Origin of the sequence: Providencia sp. PROV024, assembly GCF_032709665.1 — a bacterium.
Taxonomy (GTDB): domain Bacteria; phylum Pseudomonadota; class Gammaproteobacteria; order Enterobacterales; family Enterobacteriaceae; genus Providencia; species Providencia huashanensis.
In genome coordinates this window covers 331,507-354,854 of record NZ_CP120545.1, presented here as the reverse complement: position 1 = coordinate 354,854, position 23,348 = coordinate 331,507, and the positions used below count along the sequence as shown (strand labels likewise).

Below are 23,348 nucleotides of genomic sequence, written 5' to 3'. Positions count from 1 at the left end.
TAATATGATTGTAAAAAGGATGAAAAATGAATACAGCATCAACACGTTGCCATTGGGTTAATAAAGACCCTGAATATATTGCTTATCATGATCATGAATGGGGCAAACCAACCCATGATAACCAAGCCCTGTTCGAAATGATCTGCCTTGAAGGGCAACAAGCAGGTCTTTCTTGGTACACTATTTTGAAAAAACGCCAAGGTTATCGGGAATTATTCTATCAATTTGATCCTAAAAAAATCGCCTTGATGAACGACAGTGATATAGAACGCCTTATGCAAGAGCCCCGTATTATCCGTAATAGGTTAAAAATTAAAGCGATAATTGCCAACGCAAAAGCCTATTTAGCAATGAAAGAAAGCGGAGAGGACTTTTCCACTTTTCTTTGGCAATTTGTTAATGGCCAACCTATTGTCAATGGCTGGGAAAACTCGTCCCAAGTCCCCGCCGAAACAGAACTTTCTATGCTGCTTTCTAAAGCGCTCAAAAAACGTGGGTTTAAGTTTGTCGGTTCAATTACTTGTTATGCCTTTATGCAAGCCACTGGCATGATAAATGACCATTTAATACATTGTTGCCAGTTTAAATAAATTAGTGTTTATGGATGATACTTAGCGTATAAAAAGAAAAAGAAACTATCAAACCATTAACATCGCAGAATTTTCATCCTTTAATTTATCCATTGCCAGATATTTAAATCACAAATATATGCAAATGAGCGGTTGAACTCTAAGGTTCAGCAGAGTATGTTTTAAATCCTATTAACAATTTATATAGACATATGTGAATAAATGCGATGATATTCTCTAAATTTGGTAATAAATTTGCTCAAAATTCAGGTATTTCATTATTAATGAAAGACTTGAATGAAGGCATAAGAACCCCCGGCTCCATAATGTTAGGGGGAGGGAACCCAGCTCATATCCCTGAAATGGACAAGTATTTCCAAGATCTGTTAACTGAAATGTGTGCTAATGGCCAATTGACGGACACTTTATGTAATTATGATGGTCCTCAAGGCAAAGATGCCATGTTGAAAGCGCTTGCTGCAACACTAAAAGCAAAACTAGGTTGGAATATTAGTGCGAAGAATATCGCTCTATCAAATGGTAGCCAAAGTGCGTTTTTCTACCTATTTAACTTGCTAGCTGGTCGCTTTGAAGATGGTATCACCCGTAAAGTTCTATTTCCTTTAGCGCCTGAATATGTGGGTTATGCCGATTCTGGGCTCGACGATGATTTATTTGTCGCCAACAAACCGCAAATTGAATTTCTACCTAATGGTCAATTTAAATACCGTGTGGATTTCAATACACTAGAAGTCACTGATGATATTGGTGTTATTTGTGTTTCTCGTCCAACAAACCCAACTGGTAATGTAATTACCGATGAAGAAGTTGAACACTTAGATCAATTAGCTAAACAAAATAACATTCCACTATTAATAGATAATGCTTATGGTGTTCCTTTTCCAGGTATTATATTCAGTGAAGCCACACCATTTTGGAATGAAAATGTCATTCTATGTATGAGCTTATCTAAACTTGGTTTACCGGGGACTCGTTGCGGTATTATCATCGCGAATGAAGAAATCATAGAAGCTGTCAGTAACATGAATGGCATTATTAGCTTAGCTCCCGGTGGGATTGGGCCTGCCCTAGCTTTAGAGATGCTGAAAAAAGACGACCTTATATCGCTGTCCCAAAATGTCATAGGGCCTTTTTACAAACAACGTGTAGAAGAGGCAATTGACATCATTCGCCGTTATATCCCTGAAGATAAGTGCTTAATACATAAGCCTGAAGGGGCTATTTTCCTGTGGCTATGGTTTAAAGATTTACCTATTAATTGTTTAGAATTATACCAACGCTTGAAAAAACGGGGGGTCTTAATGGTTCCCGGCCACTACTTTTTTCCTGGTATCGAGCAAGATTGGCCACATGCACACCAATGTATGCGTATGAACTATGTTCCTGAACCCGCAAAAATTGAACAAGGCATTAAAATACTGGCTGAAGAATTAGAAAAAGCTTATCAAGAAGTCACTTCTTAAATTGAAGTAAAAAAAAGCCCTTTCAATGATAGAAAGGGCTAAAATTAGCGAGAACTCCGTAATTGAAATCAAATTTATTTTTCAATACGAATATCATTCAAAACTATTAAAACAGGTTTTAGACTTGGTGATTGCTTGAACAACGGTACTTTTTATCTCTATATATCGTGATACTAACTATTATTTTTTATGTACCTTATCAATCACAGCCCTTCTAACTCACCCTATCAAATTGAAAAATATATATTTATTTTATAAAAAAACGCTAAACCGCCCAAAATAAGATTGCAAGTAATTGAGGAGAAATAATCCTTAAAAACATCGCCAATGGATATACTGTCGCATAAGATAATGCAGGGGCACCACTCGTCGGGTGAATACCATTCGCAAATGCCAGTGCCGGAGGGTCAGTCATCGAACCCGCTAATACTCCACAAAGGCTTAAATAATTCATTTTGCCAAAAATTCGGGCAACGACCCCCGTAATAAATAAAGGCACAAACGTAATCAACAAACCATAGCCAATCCACGTTAACCCATCACCTTTAATTAAGGTATCAATAAACCCACCGCCAGAATTTAGCCCCACCACAGCTAAAAACATCACAATACCGAGCTCCCTTAAAGCAAGGTTAGCGCTCGGTGGCATAAACCAATATAAGCGGCCAATAGTCCCTATCCGGCCTAAAATTAATGCGACAACCAGCGGCCCACCAGCTAAACCTAATTTAAGTGCGGCAGGAAAACCTGGTACAAAAACGGGAATAGACCCCAATACAACCCCAAGACCAATACCAAGAAAGACTGGAAGCATTTGTACTTGTTGAAGCTTTTGTTTCGCATTACCTAATAAAGCAGTCACCGCTTCAATAGATTCAGGCCGTCCAACAATATTTAGAATATCGCCAAACTGTAAAACTGAATTATTATTTGCCACCAAATCAATACCTGTACGATTTAGGCGTGTAACCACAACATCATATTTTTGTTTTAAATTTAGCTCTTTAAGCCGTTTACTTAGTACAGCATCATTGGTCACTACCACTCTGACAGAATGTAAAGTTGAATTTGATGTCGATAACGAGGCATCGACTTCTTCACCCAAAATTAAACGAACTTTGTTTAAATCTTCTTTCTGACCAACAACATGAAGTAAATCACCTAAGTGAATCTCTGTTGTTGGTTGAGGGACAACAAGCATATCGCCACGCTTTAACCTTGAACAAACAATGGCTTCACTACCAAGCAATGGAACATCTTGCATCATCAAACCATCAAGATTCGCGTTACGAATAGCAATGTTCATTGTTTGTAGGGCATCGCGCTGTTGAAAATTAGAGCTATTGAATGCAGACGCTTCTTTATCCACTGAAATTCGAAAGATAATTCGTACAAGCCACATCACCAATAAAATACCGCAAATCCCCATAGGATATGCCATGGCATACCCCATTCCCATTTGGTCAACAAGATTTGGGTCTGAGCCTAAATCTGTTAAAATTTGCTGCCCTGCCCCCAGAGATGGAGTATTGGTTACTGCGCCTGAGAAAATACCTAATATGATTGGCAAAGGAATATTAGCGACTTTATAAATAATTGCAGTTACAACAGCCCCTAATACAACGACCATCAATGCAAAGCCATTAAGCTTCAAGCCCGAAACTCGAAGCGAAGAGAAAAAACCGGGTCCAACTTGAATACCTATCGTGTATACAAAAAGTATTAAGCCAAACTCCTGAATAAAATGCAGCATGTCTTTATTGAGTTGTAAACCATAACTTTGAGCAAAGTGCCCAACGATGATCCCTCCAAAAAGGACACCTCCGATACCTAACCCAACATTACGGATTTTCCAATTACCAATCCATAATCCAAGCGCGGCAGCCAACGCCAACAAACTTACAGTAAGAGCTAATTCACTCATAGACCGCATCCTTTTGACGATAAGTAACCCATTACCTCAACCTAAATAGGCGAGAAAACATACTACTGAATCGATTATGCCAAATAGCACAGCAGTAATATGTGCCATAGAGCACAGTTCAGGATGAATTAAAATGGCTATTTATTTGAGTTTTCAATCTGATAACAAATATAGAATAGTAAACCTTTATTCTTTAACGTTATTCACAGTCTATATAGATACACAAAGAATAAACAACCTCAGCTAATACTTAAAAATAATGCATTAACATAAAAAATATATCTTGTTAAATTCGATAATAATATCGCTCTGTCATTGTGAATTTTTTGTTTTTAGTTATTATAACTACAAGTTAGAACTAACAAACCAATTTAGGTTAACTAGCATATGTCGAGTTTAATTTCAGCACGGTTACTTACCCTTATAATACCGGTTATTTTAAGTGGTTGTTCAAGTATTATGACTCATGCCGGCCCTTCAGAAGGCTATTATCCGGGTTCTAAAAATAGTATTAAAATGATTAAAGATGATGAAACAGGTTGGGTTGTTAGGCCGCTACTTGCTATTGACCTTCCATTTTCTTTCATAATGGATACCCTTTTAATTCCATTAGACTATTCTAGGTCGAATAACGACTCAAAAGAAGATTCCCCCAAAAAGCGCTTGGAAGAATTAGATAAAAAAGCAATAAATTAATGAATTTATTTAATGTTACCTGTTTTTTAATGGTAATGACTTAATTTAAATAATTATATACCCACTAGTTTTATGGGATTTTTGTAAACTTAAAGGCAACTAACAACCTATTTTTTATAATAGTTTTGATTAGAATTATCTTTTTATTGGGTCAAAGTAATTAAACTATAGATGCTTATTTATATAGCCTAAATTAAATGTTATCTTCCTACTTTGACGAGAAATAACAACAGAATAAAATAAAGCAAATTATGAATAAAAAAGTTAACTAGAACATTTTTATTCATAATAATAGTGAATACCTTACTAAAATTTAACAAGATAACCCTGTTTCTACGATATAAATTTGCCTGAAACCATCTAGGTCACGCATAAAAGCAATCAGTTTATTGTTAGGAGAAAAAACAACAGCATCTGCTACTGGAGGTTGCTGGGTTCTCTCTGTTAATCTTTCTATAGCCCCAGATGCAACATGACAACGAACTACACTGTTATCCCAGATAAAAGCGATATACTCACCAGTGCTATCCCAATTAAATGCTGATTGAATTGGAGATAAGCTATGAGTAATTTGTAATATCCCCCCTGTAAGTGTATTTACTAAATATAACTGAGCATTACCGTGGTCGTCTGCCATCAAACAGGCGATTGATTGACCATTCGGTGAGGCTCTAAGCCAATGCCTTGGCTGCTTTGCTAGCCCTGGGAACTTTCTGTGATGTGTAAAGGTTAAACGCCTTTGAGACACCCCTTTTGGTGGAAAGGGCATCCGTGACTCCGTGCCTTGAATGGGGAACTCCCCTGCTATTGTGTATTTTTCAGGCTTTGCTGGGAGATCAACAAGATAAACCTCTGGCACAATGTCCCCATTTATAGAATGGGTATCACCAATAAATGCTAATGCCCTTTCTTGCCACTCCCCATTGCTTTTTTGATACCCTCTAACCCCGACCCACCCCTCTTCATATGCTCGGCTAATTTGATCGCTATTTGGCGCAGGCTCTAATGTGGTTTGCGTTACTACGCAACAGAAATAATCCCCATTATATTCCCTACAATGCTGTTTCACAGCGACCTCAACAGGCCCAGCTGGAACGGCTACCGCTACATTCCGTTGGTCTAATTTTGCATCTAATTCATGCATTACATGGTCGTTATAGGTAAAACTCAGCCATTTTCCATCAGGGCTAAAAACATGTACATGAGTGCCTCCCCTTAACGCCCCCACTAAATAAGGAGGTGTAATACACATGGCATCAATAGGATAGGCAACATTTAGCTGTTCATCATGAACGTATACTCCTCGACGATGATGAAAGTCATACTGCCAATGCTCATCTGGATATTCAGGGCCGTGTATAAAGGCATATTTGGCCGGTGAATTTGGGCTGACAGTAACAACACCGACATGAGCCCCGTGACTCGCACGATAAATCTCAACCAGTTGTAACGTATTTACATGAATTTTTTCTATCGATAAACCAGTAAAAGAGCTCCCGCTTGGACGGACATCATAAGCTAACCATTCGCTATCAGGCGTCCATACATTAATATTAGTTAGCTGATGACATCTATTATCATAGGTTAAACGTGTTTCTTTATAAGGTAATTTGCTATTCAATCTGTTATCCTTTGGCATCATTAACTATCACTATCGGATTACTTTAACTAATCTACCCTATTGAGTACTAGAAAATCTCAGTCGAGAAGTTATTAAAGTAATAATACCCTTTAGTAATAACCTTAGCATCGAATAAAACCATCATGTTATTAAGTGTACTTTATATCATTGGTATCACCGCCGAAGCCATGACTGGGGCGCTTGCTGCTGGTCGGAGAAAAATGGACGTCTTTGGCGTCATCATTATTGCATCTGCCACTGCGATTGGCGGTGGCTCCGTCCGTGATATTTTACTTGGTCACTACCCTCTTGGTTGGGTCGAACACCCAGAGTATATTCTGACTGTTGCTGGAGCCGCTATTGTAACAATTTGGATAGCTCCGATGATGAAACACTTAAGACGGTTATTTTTAATTTTGGATGCTATCGGGCTTATTGTTTTTTCTATACTTGGCGCTCAAATTGCGTTAGATATGAATTACAGCCCAATCATTGCAGCAATCGCCGCAGTGATTACTGGTGTTTTTGGTGGTGTTTTAAGAGACATGTTGTGTAATACCATACCTTTAGTGTTCCAAAAAGAAGTCTATGCGGGTGTCTCTTTTGCCGCTGCTTGGATTTACATCGGTTTGGTGCATACCCCACTCCCCAAAGATATTGTCGTTATCATTACCCTTGTTGTTGGCTTAAGTGCTAGGTTAATAGCAATTCGCTATCGCCTTGGGCTTCCCATTTTTAATTATGAAAGCCAAGATTAATTACCTCTATAACCAAACTTCTCGCCCCAAAGTGAACTGAACGACGGGGCTCTGCCGTATGTTGAATAACAACTTTTGAGTGATTACTTACTCCCCATTAACAACACTAAATTAAGGGGAGTTTACTTGTCTACCCGCCAACACTTGTAGAATCAATTGGACTTCAGGCTCTGCTAACCATTTGCTAAGTTTTTTCTTTTGATTGGCGGTTAATTTCATTTTGTTAATCACAGATTGGTTATCCAACATTTTCAAATCAGTAATTCGCCCTATATATTCTTTTGGTAAAGGGATCGCTAGCCCCCTTAACCATGCAGAAAGTGGTTGGACACTGGCCAATCTTAATTGCTCAATTAATAACTGATTTCTTTTATTTTTAGGTAAACTATTTTGCCATGACTCTGATAGCCATGTTGTTAGCTGAGTGAGGTTATTATGAGTGACCCACTGCTGCCATGTGGCTTCACTGATCCCTTTCATATTTAATTGCTTACCTAACCAAACGAGCCTCGCAACAAACTGTTGCAGGCAAGACCTCGTATAAGTAAAACAAGTTAATGAGTGGAATTGTATAAAATTGGTGGTATCAGGATAAAGTCGTTCTTCTCGTCGCCAAACAACTTCTTCAATTTTCGGTGTCCCCAACCCTGAAAGGGAGACAAGGACTTTATCTCCGACTAACAGATCACGTTTTTTCCATGAAGACAGCGACCCTAGACTTACCCTAGAAATTTTTTTTGAATCAATCGTCACTGGGCTAATGACTGCGACAACACTGACCCGCCCTGTTCGACCTACTTTGAACTGTAATTCGACGATACCTGACAACGTGCTACGAAACGGGTATTTCCACGCTATCGCCCAACTATTTTGCTTAGCCTGCCAAGCTTGTGCGCTTGGGGCAGGGAAACTTTTTAATACTATGCCGTCGGTTACGAAAGGTAATTTACTTTGATAGTAATATTCACGTAATTGCTTAACGTCAGCTTTACTTTCAATCTTATGGCTATATTGCTCTGCAAGTGGGAAGCCGATTTTAGAAAGTAATGACAGCTGTGTTTTGGGGTCAGTATTTCCCGATGGCCACGCCCAAATGAAAATGCCAATATTATTTTCATTGGATGTTGGCAAATTTTTTCGCATTAACCACCCAGCGACTTTATTTCTCGCATTCATTCCCCCATATTCTGCTTGAATATGTTCATGCATTTGCCAAAAAAGCTCCCCCTGAAGGATTAATGTCCCCTGATGTTTAATTTTTTTAGGTACTGTAGGGATAAAATCCGCTTTTGCTCGCCACTCTATGCCTTCAAGGTTATTACCTCTACTTATCATTGAAATAAGTTGCCCATCTTCATAAACCAAGCTGACTGCTACACCATCGATTTTTGGTTGAAGCCAAATATCCTTGCGTGTATTTATCCAGTTATAGACTTCTCGTTCATTAAGTTTTTTTAACCCTGTATGGGGGATTGGGTGTTTAGCCAATAACACTTTTTCAGGAAGAGGGACAGGGGGAAGTTTTTCTGAAAGCTGGCGACACCGCTGCATAGAGCGCCATAGGTTGAGTAATTGGTCATAGGCTTCATCACTAATTGGGCTACTACCTGATAACTGATAAGCCTGATCCCACTTCTGTAATTGTCCCCCTAACCTATTACTCTCTTGAGCTATTGAGGTGAGGTTTTTTGCTTCGCACAGTCCGTCAACTGAATGATTACTCGCCGCCTGCACCACATTTACACCAACCACTAACCCAACAATTAATTTGCTTAGCCTATAAACTAAAACCAATATATACCTACAGATAATAGAAAACATAAACATTCCTTGTCGTTATCCACCGATGGCGGTGCCTTCATTTAGCTCTTTTCTACCCCCTTAAGCATGAAGCTATTTTTTGTAGCACTCATATCAAAATGCCGTTATTTACAAAAGTCTTCGCAAAAAAAAATGTGATTTTCATAAGTAAAAGACTAATTTCTGGAACCGGCTCACAACTTGATCGCAAATTAAATATTTTTATCTAAAATTCATGGTTTATTGTTATCGCTGCATGTTAGCGCAAGTATGTGTATACTATGTCGGGTTTATCACCATCTTTTATGTTTAATCCTCGACTATTCAAGAAATCATCATGATACAAGGCACGTTATATATTGTTTCTGCGCCTAGCGGTGCGGGTAAATCAAGTCTCATTCAGGCTTTATTAAAAACACAACCATTGTATGACACTCAAGTTTCTGTTTCTCATACAACACGAGCAGCACGTCCTGGGGAAGTTCATGGCGAACACTATTTCTTTGTATCTGAAGCTGATTTTTTAGGTATGGTCGAAAAAGGTGAGTTCTTAGAACATGCTTGTGTTTTTGGTAATTATTATGGAACGTCTAAACCTATCATCGAAGATGTCCTAAATAGCGGTGTCGATGTTTTTTTAGATATTGATTGGCAGGGAGCGCAACAAATTAGGGCAAAAATGCCTGAAGCGCGTAGTATTTTTATTCTCCCTCCATCAAAAGATGAGTTATATCGTAGGTTACGAGGCCGTGGGCAAGACAGCGATGAAGTGATTGAAAAACGGATGTCGCAAGCAGTAGGTGAAATTGAACATTTCAACGAGTATGATTACCTTATTGTTAATGATGATTTCAACACGGCATTAAGTGATTTACAATCTATCATCCGAACTGAACGTTTGAAATTAGAGCGCCAAGTTCAAAGACATGGTGCTTTAATCAGCAAATTACTAGCAGACTGAGAATAGTTTCAGTATCATATCAGGTCATTTTTTTATTTCTTTGGAGTAGCACACTTATGGCACGCGTAACTGTTCAAGACGCAGTAGAGAAAATTGGTAACCGTTTTGACCTCGTATTGGTCGCAGCACGTAGAGCTCGTCAGTTACAAACGGGCGGAAAAGACCCTTTAGTTCCTGAAGAAAACGATAAATATACTGTTATCGCGTTACGTGAAGTAGAAGAAGGCTTAATCAACGGTCACATTTTAGATGTGCGTGAGCGCCAAGAGCAGCAAGAGCAAGAAGCGGCTGAAATGCAGGCAGTCTCTGCAATCGCTGAAGGTCGTCGCTAATCACTAAGGTGGGTCTGCCTTGTATCTGTTTGAAAGCCTTAATTTAGTCATTCAAAAGTATCTCCCTAAAGAACAAGTTGAATTACTAAGAAAAGCCTATGTTGTCGCGCGGGATGCCCATGAAGGACAGACCCGCTCGAGTGGTGAGCCTTATATAACTCACCCAGTTGCTGTTGCTTGTATTCTTGCTGAAATGCGGCTGGATCATGAAACACTTATGGCAGCGCTACTTCATGATGTGATTGAAGATACTCCAGCGACATTCCAAGATATAGAAGAGCTGTTTGGTACCACGGTGGCCGGTTTGGTCGAAGGGGTATCCAAACTAGACAAGCTTAACTTTCGCGACAAAAAAGAAGCTCAAGCAGAAAACTTCCGCAAAATGATCATGGCGATGGTAAAAGACATCCGGGTCATTTTGATCAAACTGGCAGACCGCACTCACAATATGCGCACCTTAGGGTCTTTAAGGCCTGATAAACGCCGTCGCATTGCTCGTGAAACCCTTGAAATCTATAGCCCTTTAGCTCATAGATTGGGTATACATCATATAAAAACAGAGCTCGAAGAACTCGGTTTTGAAGCGTTATATCCTAACCGTTACCGCGTAATCAAAGAAGTGGTAAAAGCGGCTAGAGGTAACCGTAAAGAGATGATCCAAAAAATCCTCTCTGAAATTGACGGCCGCCTAACCGAAGCTGGTGTACCTTGCCGAGTCAGTGGGCGGGAAAAACACCTTTATTCCATCTATCGTAAAATGCACCAAAAAGAGCAGCGTTTCCATTCCATCATGGATATCTATGCTTTCAGGGTTATTGTCAAAGATGTGGATACTTGCTACCGCGTGTTAGGCCAAATGCATAGTCTATATAAGCCACGTCCGGGGCGCATAAAGGACTATATTGCTATTCCTAAAGCTAACGGCTATCAATCGCTACATACCTCTCTAATTGGGCCTCACGGGGTACCTGTTGAAGTACAAATTCGTACTGAAGATATGGACCAAATGGCTGAAATGGGGGTTGCTGCACACTGGGCTTATAAAGAACAAGGTGAACAAGGCACTACAGCGCAAGTTAGAGCACAGCGCTGGATGCAAAGTTTGCTTGAATTACAACAAAGTGCGGGCAGTTCATTTGAGTTTATTGAAAGCGTTAAATCAGACTTATTCCCTGATGAAATTTACGTTTTTACACCGGAAGGGCGAATTGTTGAATTACCGACCGGAGCAACGCCTGTTGACTTTGCGTATGCCGTGCATACTGATATTGGCCATGCCTGCGTAGGCGCCCGTGTTGACCGCCAGCCTTATCCGTTATCACAGTCACTCACTAGTGGTCAAACTGTCGAAATCATTACTGCTCCTAGTGCGCGGCCAAATGCAGCTTGGCTTAATTTTGTCGTGAGTTCGAAGGCTCGCGCCAAAATACGCCAATTATTAAAGAATTTAAAACGTGAAGATTCTATCAACTTAGGTCGCCGTTTACTGAATCACGCTTTAGGAGCCGGAAATAAATTAGCGGATATCCCCCAAGGGAACATCGATGCTGAACTGGCACGCATGAAACTAAACTCAATTGATGACCTACTGGCAGAAATCGGGTTGGGGAATGCAATGAGCGTAGTCGTTGCCCGTAATTTACAAAATAACGCTCAAACGACACCGGAAGAACAACCTGTCGTAGAAAGTCGCAACAAATTATCAATCAAAGGGGCTGATGGCGTTTTAATTACTTTCGCCAAATGTTGCCGCCCTATTCCCGGCGACCCAATTGTCGCACATATCAGTCCCGGTAAAGGTTTGGTTATCCACCATGAATCTTGTCGCAATATACGCGGTTATCAAAAAGAACCCGATAAATTTATGCCGGTCGACTGGGATAACGACACTAATACCGATTTCATCGCTGAAATTAAAGTGGATATGATCAACCACCAAGGTGCTCTTGCAAACTTAACTGCCGCAATCAATGATGCAAACTCTAGTATTCAAAGTATGAATACTGAAGAAAAAGATGGTCGCGTGTATTGTGCCTTTATCCGCCTAACAACTAAAAACCGTGTTCAATTGGCGAATGTCATGCGTAAAATTCGTATCATGCCAGATGTCCTACGTGTTAGCCGAAACCGTAATTAACTACTATGAATGAACGCCGCTATCGCCGCATTTGCCAAATGATGGCGATGCGGCAACCCGACCTAACTCTCTGTCTTGAAGAAATTCACAAACCTCACAATGTTTCCGCTATTGTACGTAGCGCTGACGCCGTAGGGGTCCATCAAATTCATGCTATTTGGCCCGACCAACAGATGAGGCTCTCTGTCTCCTCAGCCGCGGGAAGCAATAGTTGGGTAAAAATCATTTCGCATCAATCAACTGAAAATGCGATTACCCAAATAAAATCACAAAATATGCAAGTTCTAGCAACCAACTTATCTGAGCATGCGGTTGATTTTCGCGAGATTGATTATACCCGTCCAACTTGTATTATGATGGGGCAAGAGAAAAAAGGAATTTCACAACAAGCTCTCACATTAGCGGATAGCCATATCATCATTCCAATGGCAGGCATGGTGCAATCTCTAAACGTTTCAGTTGCTTGTGCATTAATCCTATATGAAGCACAAAGGCAACGGCAGCAAGCGGGCATGTATGAACGCGAATACAGCCTACTATCGCCACATGAACAACAAGAATGGCTATTTGAAGGTGGCTACCCTGTACTGGCAGAGGTTGCTAAACGTAAAGGCCTTCCTCGCCCATTTATTAATGATCAGGGGCAGATTGAAGCTGATGACGAATGGTGGGTACAAATGCAATTAACTGAAAAAATGAAAAGACGGCAATTTGGTTAAGGAAAAGGACATAATATGAATAATGGGCTACTTGATACCATTTCTCTGACCTCATTGCATGGAATTGGTGCAAGCCAGTCAGAAAAGATGCGTAAAATCGGTTTGAACACCGTTCAAGATCTGCTCCTCCATTTTCCTCTTCGCTACGAAGACCATACCCGCCTTTACCAAATCAAAGATCTTTTACCTGGAACTACAGCAACTATTACTGGCGAGGTGTTACAAACAAAAGTTGTCTTTGGACGACGAAGGATGATGACTTGCCTGATAACAGATGGAACCGGCAACCTCACCTTACGTTTTTTCAATTTTTCTGCGGCGATGAAAAACAACTTAGCCGAAGGGCGTCGGGTTACAGCTTATGGTGAAGTACGTCGAGGAAATACAGGCCCAGAAATTATTCACCCTGAATATAAAGTTTCTCAAGATGCCGATAATGTTACTTTACAAGAAAATTTAACACCGGTTTACCCCACAACAGAAGGGGTACGCCAAGCCACATTACGCAAAGTCATCGATCAAGCTCTTGCTCTGCTTAGTAATGGGAAAATTAAAGAACTACTTCCTGAAGAACTTAGCCGGGGGATGATTAGCTTACCAGATGCAATACGCCTGTTGCACACCCCTCCACCAAACGTCGCGTTGAGTGAACTGGAAAAAGGTCATCACCCAGCCCAAAAACGTTTAGTGCTTGAAGAGCTACTCGCTCACCACCTAAGTATGTTAGCGATCCGTGCAGGTAATGAGCGTCTGTATGCAGAGCCATTAATCAATAATGGTAAGCTAAAAACACAACTCTTAGCCCAACTTCCTTTTTCACCCACCAAGGCTCAAAATCGAGTTGTCAGTGAAATCGAAGCAGACCTTGCTAAAAACGCGCCTATGATGCGCTTAATTCAAGGTGATGTCGGGTCAGGGAAAACCCTTGTCGCGGCCTTAGCGGCTCTCTGTGCTATCGAGAATGGCAAACAAGTTGCCTTAATGGCACCTACCGAAATTTTAGCGGAGCAACATGCTAATACATTTAAGCAATGGTTCGAACCTTTAGGTATCAAAGTTGGCTGGCTCGCTGGGAAGCAAAAAGGTAAAGCACGCCAACAGCAACAAGAAGCGATAGCCAATGGTGAAGTGGCAATGGTTGTTGGGACGCATGCTATTTTCCAAGAACAAGTCAGCTTTAAAGCTTTAGGGCTGGTAATTATTGATGAACAACACCGCTTTGGGGTTCATCAGCGGCTCGCTCTGCGTGAAAAAGGCGAAAAACAAGGCTTCCACCCCCATCAATTAATTATGACCGCAACGCCCATTCCACGCACGCTAGCAATGACCGCCTATGCAGACTTAGATACATCAATTATTGATGAACTTCCACCGGGTCGAACACCTGTAACTACGGTTGCAATACCGGATACACGGCGTAATGATATTATCGAACGAGTTCGCCAAGCTTGTATCGAAGAAGGCCGCCAAGCCTATTGGGTATGCACTTTGATTGAAGATTCGGAGTTATTAGAAGCTCAGGCCGCTCAGGTAACAAGTGAAGAATTAGCCCTAGCATTGCCTGAATTGAAAGTGGGTTTGGTACACGGTCGTATGAAACCCGCAGAAAAACAAAGCATCATGGCTGCTTTTAAAAATAATGAAATTCAGCTACTTGTTGCGACCACGGTTATTGAGGTCGGTGTAGACGTGCCTAATGCCAGTTTAATGATAATCGACAACCCTGAACGTTTAGGCCTCGCACAACTGCATCAATTAAGAGGGCGTGTAGGGCGAGGGGCTATCGCCTCCCACTGTGTATTACTCTATAAAACACCGTTAACTCACACCGCAAAGCAAAGGTTGCAAGTCTTACGAGACAGCAATGATGGTTTTGTGATCGCCCAAAAAGACCTTGAAATTCGCGGGCCTGGGGAGCTATTAGGGACGAAGCAAACGGGTAATGCCGATTTTAAAGTCGCTGATTTATTACGCGACCAATATATGTTGCCAGAAGTGCAACGCATTGCTCGTCATATTCAGCAACACTACCCTGAAAACGCGCAGCAAATTATTGATCGCTGGTTACCAGAGCGGGAACAATATAGCCACGCTTAATTATTACATAGCAACCTATCATTATTGTTTATTCATATCTTAAAACGAAAATTGCCGTGAAAAATTTCACGGCAATACCTGCTTTACTTATTATTATTTAATCTATGTTATCCAGCAATCGTTGGAAATATCGGTAGCAATAGATACAGTTTAATCACGATTGCATTAACGATATCAATAAAGAATGCTCCAACCATTGGCACTACTAAGAATGCTAGGTGAGATGGGCCTAGCCTATCTGTTACCGCCTGCATATTTGCAATTGCAGTCGGTGTTGCACCAAGACCGAAGCCACAATGACCCGCAGCTAAAATAGCAGCATCATAATTTTTGCCCATCACTCGGAAGGTGACAAAAATCGCATACCCTGCCATAACACAAGCTTGAACAGCCAAAATAACTATCATCGGAATTGCCAATGATGCTAATTCCCATAATTTTAAGCTCATTAATGCCATTGCTAAGAATAATGAAAGGCTGACGTTCCCCATGACGGAAACCGCGCGATCAAATACACGGTAAAAACCCAGCAATGATAAGCTATTACTTAAAATCACACCGACAAACAGCACACACACAAATTTCGGTAACGCGAACACTGTGTCCGCTAATAAACCTGCAATATAGCTTCCCACCAGCAAACAGATAGCAATTAATGCAATAGTTTCAATTAAAACCATTGAAGTGATCATTCGCCCTGATTGCGGTTTTTCAAATGCGCTAGGAACGTCTTTATCATCGTCAGTATTTCCCGGCGTTGGGATATTTCGAGTTAAGAAGCGAGCAACAGGCCCACCGATTAACCCACCCAGAACCAAACCAAACGTTGCACAAGCCATAGCAACTTCTGTTGCACTCTGGAAACCGTAACTCTCGGTAAAAATTTTACCCCATGCCGCACCAGTACCATGACCACCGGATAAAGTTACAGAACCCGCTAACAGCCCCATTAATGGGTCTAGGCCAAGTAACTCAGCAAGAGCAATACCCACCGTGTTTTGAACAAGCAGTAACCCTACAACAACAAAAATGAAAATAAACAATGCCTTACCACCTGCCTTCAAACTCGCTAAGTTAGCATTTAGGCCGATTGTGGCAAAAAATGCCAGCATCATTGGTTCTTGCAGTGATAAGTCAAAAGAAAGGCTCCAGTCAAATAATTGCTTCAGCAATAAAAGACTAAAAGCGACTAACAACCCGCCCGCAACGGGCTCTGGGATAGTGTATTTTTCAAGAAAGGGAACTGATTTTACCAGTTTACGCCCAAGCAATAATACTAAGGTAGCAGCTACTAGCGTACCGTAGACATCGAGATGATACATTTACGTACCTCGTCTGTTGTTAAAATTATTAAAAACCAATAAGACGTTAATATCTTCCTTAAAACGCCAAAAGCAGGTTATAGGATTAGAAAAAAAAACTGTTATAAATACAAGTTAAAAGATATAAAAATGTGACAGCGTTATTTAACTATCGTATAAAACTTTTTCTGCGCAAACGATTGCTTTTTAATTTCGCCGCATTACAATGCGTTTTTTGGTGGGGGAAATGAAGGCAATGAATACTGCAACGTCTGAAAAACAAACTACAGAAGCAACCATACAAACACAAAGTGAGCTTATCTATAAATTAGAAGACAAACCACCGCTACCACAGGCTCTGTTTGCCGCGGGGCAACACCTTCTGGCTATGTTTGTAGCTGTTATCACGCCAGCAATGTTAATTTGCCAAGCGCTTGGGCTACCAGCTCACGACACCCAACGTATTATTAGTATGTCCTTATTCGCTTCAGGGATTGCTTCTTTAATACAAATTAGAGCATGGGGCCCTATTGGTTCAGGTTTACTTTCTATTCAAGGCACCAGTTTTAACTTTGTTGCACCTTTAATCATGGGCGGAGTCGCACTAAAGCAAGGTGGGGCAGATATTCCCTCAATGATGGCAGCACTATTTGGTACTCTACTCGTTGCCGCACTAACTGAAGTGATTCTTTCCCGCTTCTTACATTTAGCTCGCCGCGTCATCACACCGTTAGTGTCTGGTGTTGTGGTCATGATCATCGGGTTATCGTTAATTCAAGTTGGCCTAACATCCATCGGTGGTGGCTACGGTGCAATTAGCGACAATACCTTCGGTTCCCCCGATTATTTAATTTTAGCGGGAGTGGTACTCGCCGTTATTATTTTATTAAATCGCCAGAAAAACCCGTACTTACGTGTTGCTTCACTCGTCATTGCCATGGCTGTCGGCTATATTGTTGCTTGGTGGATGGACATGTTGCCAACTGCGCAACCAGCAGAAGCTAACCAAGCGATAATTACCGTACCAGAACCGTTTTATTATGGGTTATCATTTGATTGGAACCTACTCGTCCCACTTATTCTTATTTTTATGGTGACCTCTTTAGAAACGATTGGTGATATCACTGCGACTTCGGATGTATCAGAACAACCCGTTCGTGGTCCTTTGTATATGAAACGTATTAAAGGTGGGGTGCTCGCTAATGGTTTAAACTCGATGGTTTCTGCTGTATTTAATACCTTTCCGAACTCCTGCTTTGGGCAAAATAACGGGGTGATCCAGTTAACAGGGGTCGCTAGCCGCTACGTCGGTTATATCGTCGCCTTAATGCTCGTATTGCTAGGTTTATTCCCTGCTGTTGCAGGCTTTGTACAGCAAATCCCTGAACCTGTTCTGGGTGGCGCGACCATCGTGATGTTCGGCACTATCGCCGCGTCAGGTGTACGTATTGTGTCTAGAGAGCCATTAAATCGTCGAGCAATCATGATAATCGCCCTTTCACTTGCGGTAGGAATGGGGGTCTCACAGCAACCTCTGATCCTACAATTTGCGCCCGACTGGCTAAAAACCTTATTTTCTTCTGGAATTGCTGCCGGTGGTTTAACTGCAATTGTTCTGAATTTAGTCTTTCCCCTCGAAAAATAAGCTTTCATTTTAACCGTCAGAGTTGAATATTCTGGCGGTTCTTCTGTATGCTATCCTTAAACTGCCGCGATATTAAACAAGTCTCTATCTTGTTATCCACCCACATGATGAAGGAGTAGCAAGCCGTGAAATGGTTAATCAAATTTGTTACCTATGCACTTTTGCTACTATTACTTCTATTTATTTTTGCCTATATTGGCTTACAGACGCGTCTAGGAGCCTCCTATTCCAGCCAATTTTTAAGTCAATTTACCCGTTATGATATTAATGTCGGGGTCATGGGGCATGAGTTTTCCAACCCTGGGGAATTTATCTTTCAAGATGTTAAGTTAGCTTCAGAAGACAAAAACCTCGTCTTGGATGCACGGCAAATTGTCGTCGATATCAACTGGCGTAATTTATTCAGTGGAAATGCTATTCGGCGTTTTGTTATTACACAAGGTGACTTATCAGCTGCCATCACACAAGGGGAAATGCCCTTACCTATCACTGCGGATATCTTGCAATTCGAGAACAGTAAAGTTCTGCTAAAACAAGGTGATGATGATATTCAGGTTGATGGGTTCACTGGGGGAATAACACCTTGGCAACCAACAGTTAACTCCCCTTTTGGCTATGGTGATTTTCGTTTTACAGCCAACCAATTAAAAATGAATAAACTGTCGTTAAAAAATGTCGCAGTGACAGGGAAACGGCAAACGCAAACCACTGAAATTAGCAAAGCAAGTGCCTACCTAAATAATGGCTATGTCTCAGGGGAAGGTAAACTATTTGCTGATGGTTCAATCACAATCGGTTCTCTCATCATGAATAAAGTAGGCTGGGAAAACAGTATTGATTTCGATACATTATTTACTGCGATTAAAAGTGATAGAACCATAAAAATCAAAAACCTTGAATTAGCCAATATTGATATTCAAGGTAAAGATTGGGCTCTTTCAGGGCTGAGTACTGAAATCGACCACCTTGACCTCGTTCGGGGAAGTTGGTCTAGCCCTAAAAGTAAAATCAGTTTCAATGTTGAGCAACTGGTTGTGAAAAACCAACAACTCAGCACACTGATTGGCGAATTAAATATTGATGGCGATGCCCTTAATATCGATAAGCTATCTGGTTACTACAATAAAGGGGTATTCAACCTAAACGGCACTTGGCAACGTAATGACCAAGTACTGACCATCAATGAAGGCAAGCTAGCGGGTATTTTGTACACATTACCTGAAACATGGCTATCCTTCTTGGCAGAGCCAGCTCCTGCATGGTTATCTGGGTTATCCATCAAGAAATTTAGCTTATCTCAGTCTCTGTTAATGAATATCCAACCCGAGTTCCCTTTCGAGTTTACAGCGTTAAGTGCCAACATTGAAAACGTTGATTTGGTCAAACAAAAAAAATGGGGAGTTTGGAGCGGTAAAGCGACGTTTAATGCAGATAGCGGCACAATTAACCAAGTTCCAGTTCGACGTCCATTCTTAGAAGTTCGTCAAAGTGGCAAATCTTCAGCCGCTGCAAGTTTAACGGTCAGTACTGATAAAGGTATCAGCAAAATCGGTTTGCTGGTTAAGCAAACGCCAAATAAAGTGCCATTCCTGTTACGTGCATCCGGTTCTAATATTGATTTAACTGATTTAAATCAGTGGGGCTGGTCTGGTTTCCCAGCACAGGTTATTGGTGATTTTGATGCGACTCTACAAGGCGATTTACTCGCACCGTCTCTCTCAAAAAGCCTAAACGGGGAGCTAATGGCCGTTCCGTTACAAGGTAAACGTATGTTCAGAACCGTTGTTAACGGGGTAGTGACTTCTTCAGTTGAAACCGAAGCAGAACAACCGCCAATGGAAGGAGCAATACTTCAAGAAGAGGTCCCTGTACTAGGTACGCCATAATAAACACAAAACTAAGGCAGGTAACGCTAATTATATAAATTACCTGCCTCTGTTATTTAATAATCAAAAATATACTTTATTTTGTTGTTTCAATGGGTAATACCATATAAGTCCCACTAAAAACAGCACCCACTTGGTTATCAGTATTACTTACCTCGACCTTAAGTTTCACTCGGGCTCGGCTGCCACGAGCTAATCGGTCAAGGTCACCACTCATATTTGCTAAATCAGCAGTGGCGGTTGGCCTACCACTGACAGGCTTACCGTAGCGGATATTCGCATCCACTAACACAATCTCACCGCCTAACTGGTGTTCCTGCATCAATAACCAAATTAACCCCCAACCCGTTAATGTTGCTAACGAAAATTGGCTGCCTGCGAAAATAGTTTCATGGGGATTTTGATTGCCCGCTTCGGGCATGGTTGTTATAAAGCGAGTCCCAGTGTACTGCTCTATCCGTACTCCCATTTTCTCGCTCAATGGTATGTATTTATACCAAGCTTGTTGCAATTCACCGCACCAATCTGGACGGTGTAAAATTTGATCTAAGGTTTCAATCGGTTTAATCATCAAATAATGACGAACTGGTGTTTTTAACTGCCCTGCGACTATTCCGCGATTTGCAAACCCCATTTTATCGAAAAAAGGAACCGCTTCTTCACGCACACTGGATACAATCCGCTTCACCCCTTCTTGGCGTGCAACAGACTCAAGTGCCATGATAATCAGCTTCCCCAGCCCTTTACCTTGCATTACTGGGTTGACGGCTAAAAAACGGATCGCACCTTCGTTATCTGCATTAATATATAAGCGGCCGATCGCAAGAATACGGTTTTTATCATCAACAACCATTTGATGATGTGCAGTGGCATCATAGCCATCTTTCTCTGAACCTAGGGGTTGATTAAAAGGTTTTCTCAACATTTCCCAACGAAAATGGTAGTAAGTTGCAAACTCAAGTTCATCTTTCGGCGTACGTAGATGGTACATCGTTTCCCCCTTAAAAAGTTGATTCACACCTGTAGCCAGAAGGTGACCGGTCCATCATTAGTTAAATTGACTTGCATATCTGCAGCAAACTGGCCTGTTTGCGTATTAATGCCTTGTTGGCGGCTTTGCTCAACAAAGTATTGATACAAGCGGTCTGCACGCTCTGGCTCTGCCCCACCAGAAAAGCTGGGTCTCATACCCTTTTTGGTATCTGCGGCTAAAGTAAATTGCGAAACAACCAGTAAACTACCGCCAGCTTGTTGGACGTTTAAGTTCATTTTCCCTTGCTCGTCACTAAAAATACGGTAGCCCAGCACCTTTTCACATAAACGCTTTGCCTTTTGCTCATCATCGTCTTTTTCGACACCAAGCAAAACCAGTAGACCTGAATCAATTTGCCCTACGGCGGTTTCATCAACAACGACACTCGCGTGAGTGACTCTCTGAATTAATGCAATCATGTTTACTCTATAACAAAAAGATGGAGCAACGTTTTACAGTTACTCCATTATAAAAACCAGTAAGTTACTTAACTTCGGCACTAAAATCGTAAGTCCGGAAATATTCGGGAATGGTGTCTTTACTGGTAACATGGATACTGCGAATGCCAAGTGCTTCCGCGGCTTTTACATTTTCCTCAACATCATCAAAGAAAATAGCATCTGCAGCATCAAATTCTTCAGATTGCAGAACATATTCATAAATTTCCGGGTCAGGCTTACGCATGCCTAAATCTTGGGATAGGTAAAGGAAATCAGAGCTAGCTGCAATTTCTGGGTAGTGTTCTGGCCAATAGTCTAAATGTAGGCGATTCGTATTTGATAAGACGACAACACGGTGCCCTTGTTCGCGCAAGCGCTCCATGATATCAATCACTTCAGCTCTTAACGAAATAAAAATAGCATGCCAGCCTTCAGCAAAATCTTCAAAGCTCAGTGTAATGCCCATTTCTTCACACAGAAGCTCTGCGAACTCGATATCTGAAATTTTGCCACATTCATGCAATTGAAAGATATTACCAAAAGAAAACCGCGATTTGATTTCTTCACTTGGTGTACCACTAAGCTCAGCCCATTTATCAAACACACGATTAAAGTCGATATCAATAATCACATTACCCATATCGAAGATATACAGCATAAATTTTCCTCATTGTTATTCACTAAATTTACTTTAATCATTATTCATGCAACTGAACAGCCCTAATTGGTGATATTTCACGTTATTTTGTCAAAATATTGGTGAACCACTGACTCAGGAAACCGCCTTACTTAACCATTCCTTTAATAGATAAATGCAAAAATATTATCTACCTACCTTATTCCCATCATCATTATTACGGCAATAAATACGAAATAATCGGGCTAGGTGTTCCCCTGCGGGTGTCAATGTGGCATCTCTTCGTTGAACCAAAGCAAAGGTGGCATAGGGTAATTGTTCTTTTAAATCTAAAGCGATATACCTTTGTTCGAATAACGGCTCGTCGATCGTATCCACAGAAACAATGGTTAGAAAATCGCTTTGAGCAACTAAACTTAAGCAGCCAATTAACGTTTCGCAAGTTACGCTAAAGACCATGGGACGCTCCATCAACGAAAAAACGTCAGCAAGTTGCTTATAATACGTCCCCTTGGGAGTTGGCATCGTCCAATCACAATCAACCAACTCACTCAAAGATTTCGCATGCCGTAAAGGATGGTCTTTACGCATAATCACCTTGTACTCTTTTTGCATCAGCCGCTCAAAATTAAATTCTGCGTCTAAACTGCCTGGGTAATATGTATTAATCGTAAAATCCAGCTCTCCTTGCCTTAGCTGAGTTAACATGGTTAGTAGCTGCCCTTCCATGATACGCAATTTAATATTGGGGAAATCGCGGTGAAATTGTGTGACGACTTTAGGCATCAAAGAACGAGCGATACTTCCTGCCACACCAATATTGACAGTCCCGCCAATCAAACCAATCCGTTGGGAGATTTCCTCTTGCCCAACCCTTAACTCTTCAAGAATTAAGCTCGCACGCCTTAAAAAACCCTCACCGCATTCTGTTAAGTAAATCCCTTGGTTGCTGCGAATAAATAACTTTGCCCCTAACGTACTTTCTAATTCACGAATCGATTTCGTTAGTGCCGGTTGGGAGAGTTGTAAAAAACGGCTAGCGGCTCGAATGCTGCCATGACGGCTTACCTCTACAAATGCCCTAAGCTGATTCAATTTTATTGCTGGAGCCATGTGTTTACCCCGATAACTTTTAGTTATATAGCGAAAGATAATTGTATCTTTTTTGCTCTGATTTGATTGTGTAAAGTCTAAAAACAAAGAAACAAATAATTAACATTTAGCCTTTTAAAATAATTTTTAAAGGTAAAAAATACATCAGCATCTAAATAAATTTATTTTTAATTAATAAACAAAATTTTATCTCGC

At 41.0% G+C, this 23,348-nt stretch carries 19 protein-coding genes; 11 read left to right on the top strand and 8 right to left on the bottom strand.

Annotated elements, in window-relative coordinates; genetic code table 11:
* Window positions 1-26: 26 nt before the first annotated feature.
* Together P3L56_RS01635 and P3L56_RS01630 are read left to right on the top strand one after the other, a co-directional pair.
* Complete coding sequence (locus P3L56_RS01635) at window positions 27-590, top strand: DNA-3-methyladenine glycosylase I (RefSeq protein ID WP_042847664.1); 564 nt, start codon at window positions 27-29, stop codon at window positions 588-590.
* A gap of 206 nt (window positions 591-796) precedes the next feature.
* Entirely contained in the window at window positions 797-2,053 is a 1,257-nt protein-coding gene (locus P3L56_RS01630; RefSeq protein ID WP_042847666.1) for a valine--pyruvate transaminase, read from the top strand.
* A gap of 265 nt (window positions 2,054-2,318) precedes the next feature.
* Here P3L56_RS01630 and P3L56_RS01625 read toward each other — a convergent pair whose 3' ends face one another.
* A complete protein-coding gene (locus P3L56_RS01625; RefSeq protein ID WP_042847668.1) occupies window positions 2,319-3,977 on the bottom strand; it encodes a putative transporter in 1,659 nt (552 codons plus the stop codon).
* A 387-nt stretch (window positions 3,978-4,364) separates the two neighbouring features.
* Between P3L56_RS01625 and P3L56_RS01620 the strand changes: the two genes are divergently transcribed.
* On the top strand, window positions 4,365-4,673 hold the full coding sequence (locus P3L56_RS01620; RefSeq protein ID WP_166685436.1) for a YceK/YidQ family lipoprotein: 309 nt from the start codon (window positions 4,365-4,367) through the stop codon (window positions 4,671-4,673).
* A 313-nt stretch (window positions 4,674-4,986) separates the two neighbouring features.
* On the opposite strand, the gene P3L56_RS01615 is transcribed toward P3L56_RS01620, so the two are convergent.
* Window positions 4,987-6,315, bottom strand: a complete 1,329-nt coding sequence (locus P3L56_RS01615; RefSeq protein WP_198861075.1) for a DUF3748 domain-containing protein — start codon at window positions 6,313-6,315, stop codon at window positions 4,987-4,989.
* A gap of 122 nt (window positions 6,316-6,437) precedes the next feature.
* Here P3L56_RS01615 and P3L56_RS01610 point away from each other — a divergent pair, with 122 nt between their 5' ends.
* Window positions 6,438-7,052, top strand: a complete 615-nt coding sequence (locus P3L56_RS01610; protein WP_042847674.1) for a trimeric intracellular cation channel family protein — start codon at window positions 6,438-6,440, stop codon at window positions 7,050-7,052.
* 111 nt (window positions 7,053-7,163) lie between these two features.
* Here the strand turns inward: P3L56_RS01610 and ligB are convergent, their stop codons facing one another.
* Window positions 7,164-8,873 carry an NAD-dependent DNA ligase LigB gene (gene ligB / locus P3L56_RS01605; protein WP_210831520.1) on the bottom strand — a complete coding sequence of 570 codons (1,710 nt, stop codon included), beginning with the start codon at window positions 8,871-8,873 and terminating at the stop codon, window positions 7,164-7,166.
* A 316-nt stretch (window positions 8,874-9,189) separates the two neighbouring features.
* Between ligB and gmk the strand changes: the two genes are divergently transcribed.
* Genes gmk through recG form a run of 5 tightly spaced genes read left to right on the top strand, consistent with a single transcriptional unit; the run spans window position 9,190 to window position 15,098 of the window.
* Complete coding sequence (gene gmk, locus P3L56_RS01600) at window positions 9,190-9,813, top strand: guanylate kinase (RefSeq protein WP_042847679.1); 624 nt, start codon at window positions 9,190-9,192, stop codon at window positions 9,811-9,813.
* Between the two features lie 56 nt (window positions 9,814-9,869).
* Window positions 9,870-10,145 (top strand): DNA-directed RNA polymerase subunit omega, encoded by a 276-nt coding sequence (gene rpoZ / locus P3L56_RS01595; protein ID WP_004262665.1) that lies wholly within the window; start codon window positions 9,870-9,872, stop codon window positions 10,143-10,145.
* A gap of 19 nt (window positions 10,146-10,164) precedes the next feature.
* Window positions 10,165-12,282, top strand: coding sequence for a bifunctional GTP diphosphokinase/guanosine-3',5'-bis pyrophosphate 3'-pyrophosphohydrolase (gene spoT, locus P3L56_RS01590; protein ID WP_272686252.1), 2,118 nt, complete (start codon window positions 10,165-10,167; stop codon window positions 12,280-12,282).
* A gap of 5 nt (window positions 12,283-12,287) precedes the next feature.
* Window positions 12,288-13,001, top strand: a complete 714-nt coding sequence (gene trmH / locus P3L56_RS01585) for a tRNA (guanosine(18)-2'-O)-methyltransferase TrmH (protein ID WP_166685433.1) — start codon at window positions 12,288-12,290, stop codon at window positions 12,999-13,001.
* 15 nt (window positions 13,002-13,016) lie between these two features.
* Complete coding sequence (recG, locus tag P3L56_RS01580; RefSeq protein ID WP_129466947.1) at window positions 13,017-15,098, top strand: ATP-dependent DNA helicase RecG; 2,082 nt, start codon at window positions 13,017-13,019, stop codon at window positions 15,096-15,098.
* A gap of 107 nt (window positions 15,099-15,205) precedes the next feature.
* Here the strand turns inward: recG and gltS are convergent, their stop codons facing one another.
* On the bottom strand, window positions 15,206-16,420 hold the full coding sequence (gene gltS, locus P3L56_RS01575; protein ID WP_042847684.1) for a sodium/glutamate symporter: 1,215 nt from the start codon (window positions 16,418-16,420) through the stop codon (window positions 15,206-15,208).
* Window positions 16,421-16,655: 235 nt separating this feature from the next.
* Here gltS and P3L56_RS01570 point away from each other — a divergent pair, with 235 nt between their 5' ends.
* Entirely contained in the window at window positions 16,656-18,044 is a 1,389-nt protein-coding gene (locus P3L56_RS01570) for a uracil-xanthine permease family protein (protein WP_042847810.1), read from the top strand.
* 125 nt (window positions 18,045-18,169) lie between these two features.
* Window positions 18,170-19,930 carry an AsmA family protein gene (locus P3L56_RS01565; protein WP_272686253.1) on the top strand — a complete coding sequence of 587 codons (1,761 nt, stop codon included), beginning with the start codon at window positions 18,170-18,172 and terminating at the stop codon, window positions 19,928-19,930.
* A gap of 76 nt (window positions 19,931-20,006) precedes the next feature.
* On the opposite strand, the gene fabY is transcribed toward P3L56_RS01565, so the two are convergent.
* The 4 genes from fabY to P3L56_RS01545 form a co-directional block, all read right to left on the bottom strand.
* Window positions 20,007-20,921, bottom strand: coding sequence for a fatty acid biosynthesis protein FabY (gene fabY / locus P3L56_RS01560; protein ID WP_042847688.1), 915 nt, complete (start codon window positions 20,919-20,921; stop codon window positions 20,007-20,009).
* A gap of 23 nt (window positions 20,922-20,944) precedes the next feature.
* Window positions 20,945-21,382 carry a D-aminoacyl-tRNA deacylase gene (gene dtd, locus P3L56_RS01555; RefSeq protein ID WP_042847691.1) on the bottom strand — a complete coding sequence of 146 codons (438 nt, stop codon included), beginning with the start codon at window positions 21,380-21,382 and terminating at the stop codon, window positions 20,945-20,947.
* A gap of 64 nt (window positions 21,383-21,446) precedes the next feature.
* Complete coding sequence (yihX, locus tag P3L56_RS01550) at window positions 21,447-22,061, bottom strand: glucose-1-phosphatase (RefSeq protein ID WP_042847693.1); 615 nt, start codon at window positions 22,059-22,061, stop codon at window positions 21,447-21,449.
* A 165-nt stretch (window positions 22,062-22,226) separates the two neighbouring features.
* Window positions 22,227-23,153: a LysR family transcriptional regulator gene (locus P3L56_RS01545; RefSeq protein ID WP_071547616.1), complete on the bottom strand. Its 927-nt coding sequence runs from the start codon at window positions 23,151-23,153 to the stop codon at window positions 22,227-22,229.
* Window positions 23,154-23,348: the final 195 nt, after the last annotated feature.